Genomic DNA, 1,731 nt, shown 5'->3' on the forward strand with positions numbered 1-1,731 from the left:
TGCCCCTTCCGTCCCCGTGACCGCCCCTTCGTCCCCGCCGAGCACCGAGGAACCACCATGACGCACCGCCGACGCACCACCCGTCCGACCGCCCTGGCGGCCGCCGCCGCACTCCTGCTCGCCGCCGCCGGCTGCGCCCCCTCGGGCCCGGCGGGCCCGGACGGCGCGGCCCGGGGCGGCACCCTGGTCATCGGCGCCACCGGGAAGCTGCCCAACACCGACACCGTGATCGGCGGCGCCGGCTTCGAGGGCAAGCGCCTGGTCAGCTTCCAGATCTACGAGGGCCTGACCCGCTACGACCTGTCCAGAAGGGACGCGCCACCGGAGATCACCGGGGCGCTCGCCACCTCCTGGAAGGTCGCGGAGGACCGCCGCACCTGGACCTTCCAGCTCCGCGCGGGCGTCGACTTCCAGGACGGCACGCCGTTCGACGCGGACGCGGTCGTCTTCAACCTCGACCGCTACCTGAACGAGAAGAGCCCGCACTTCACCGAGGCGCTCGGCGCGGCCGCCGGCGAGTACGCGGGCGGGATCGAGAGCTACCGGGCGCTCGGCGCGGACCGGGTGGAGCTCGTCACCGCCGAGCCGAACGGGCACTTCCCCGAGGACCTGGCCCATGTGCTGATCGCCAGCCCCACCGCGATCGAGAAGACCGGCACCAAGGACTTCGCCCGCAAGCCGGTCGGCACCGGTCCGTTCTCCTTCGTGTCCCAGCGGGAGGGGCAGCGCGTCGAGCTGAAGGCCAACCGGGCCTACTGGCGGGGCGCGCCGAAGCTGGACAGGCTGGTGGTGACCGCGCTGCCGGACGCCGCCGCCCGCACCGCCGCGCTGCGCTCGGGCGACGTGAACTGGATCGAGTACCCCCACCCCGACGACATCGCCTCGCTGCGCGCCGACGGGGCGACCATCGCCACCAACGGCTACGACCACCTGTGGTACTGGATCCTGGACACCGAGAAGGGCCCCTGGAAGGACGCCCGGGTGCGGCGCGCGGCCAACTACGCCGTCAACCGCGAGGCCATCGCGGAGAACCTGCTGCACGGCACCGCCGACCCGGCCCACCAGGCCGCGCCCCGGGCCACGTTCGCGTACGACAAGGGCGGCGACACGTACACCTACGACCCGGCCAAGGCGAGGAGACTGCTCGCCGAGGCCGGGTACGGCAAGGGCTTCGCCACCTCGGTGACCGTGCCGACCGGCGGCTCGGGCAACCTCCTGCCGGTGCCGATCGCCGAGGCCGTCCAGCGCGACCTGGCCGCGGTCGGGATCAGGGCGGAGATCCGCACCACCGACTGGACGACGCTGATCAGCGCGGAGGCCGACGGCAGGGTGGCGCTCGGCTCGCAGGCCGTCGCCCAGTCCACCACGCTCTTCCAGTCCGAGGCGCTGCTGCCGCTGTTCGTCGGCAGCGACAGCCCGTTCTGGACCGGCGGCTACGGCAACAAGAAGGTCGACGCGCTGCTGGCCTCGGCGTCCGCGTCGCCCGACCGGGAGCGGCGCCGGGCCGACTACCGGGAGGCGCTGAAGCTGGTCACGGAGGACGCGCCCTGGCTGTTCGTGGTCAACGACCGCAACCCGCGCGCGCTCGCCCCGCAGGTGAAGGGGCTGGTGCAGCCGCAGTCCTGGTTCCTCGACCTGACCACCGTCTCGGTCGGTTCCTGACCGGCCGTCCGCGTCCGCTCCTCCGCAGCAGAAAGGACCCGCCGCCATGAGCGCGCCCCCGCACCACCC

1 protein-coding gene is annotated in these 1,731 nt (G+C 73.5%); it reads left to right on the plus strand.

The annotated features are described in order from the left end of the window. The first annotated feature begins 57 nt into the window (after positions 1-57). Positions 58-1,662, plus strand: a complete 1,605-nt coding sequence (locus C6N75_RS29700; protein ID WP_105871927.1) for an ABC transporter substrate-binding protein — start codon at positions 58-60, stop codon at positions 1,660-1,662. The last annotated feature ends 69 nt before the right edge of the window (positions 1,663-1,731 follow it).

The sequence above is a fragment of the Streptomyces solincola genome, assembly GCF_002982015.1.
Taxonomy (GTDB): Bacteria; Actinomycetota; Actinomycetes; order Streptomycetales; family Streptomycetaceae; genus Streptomyces; species Streptomyces solincola.

What these genes read in the sequence shown, in the direction of transcription:
- C6N75_RS29700 (WP_105871927.1), top strand. Translation starts at nt 58, where the DNA reads ATGACGCACCGCCGACGCACCACCCGTCCGACCGCCCTGGCGGCCGCC.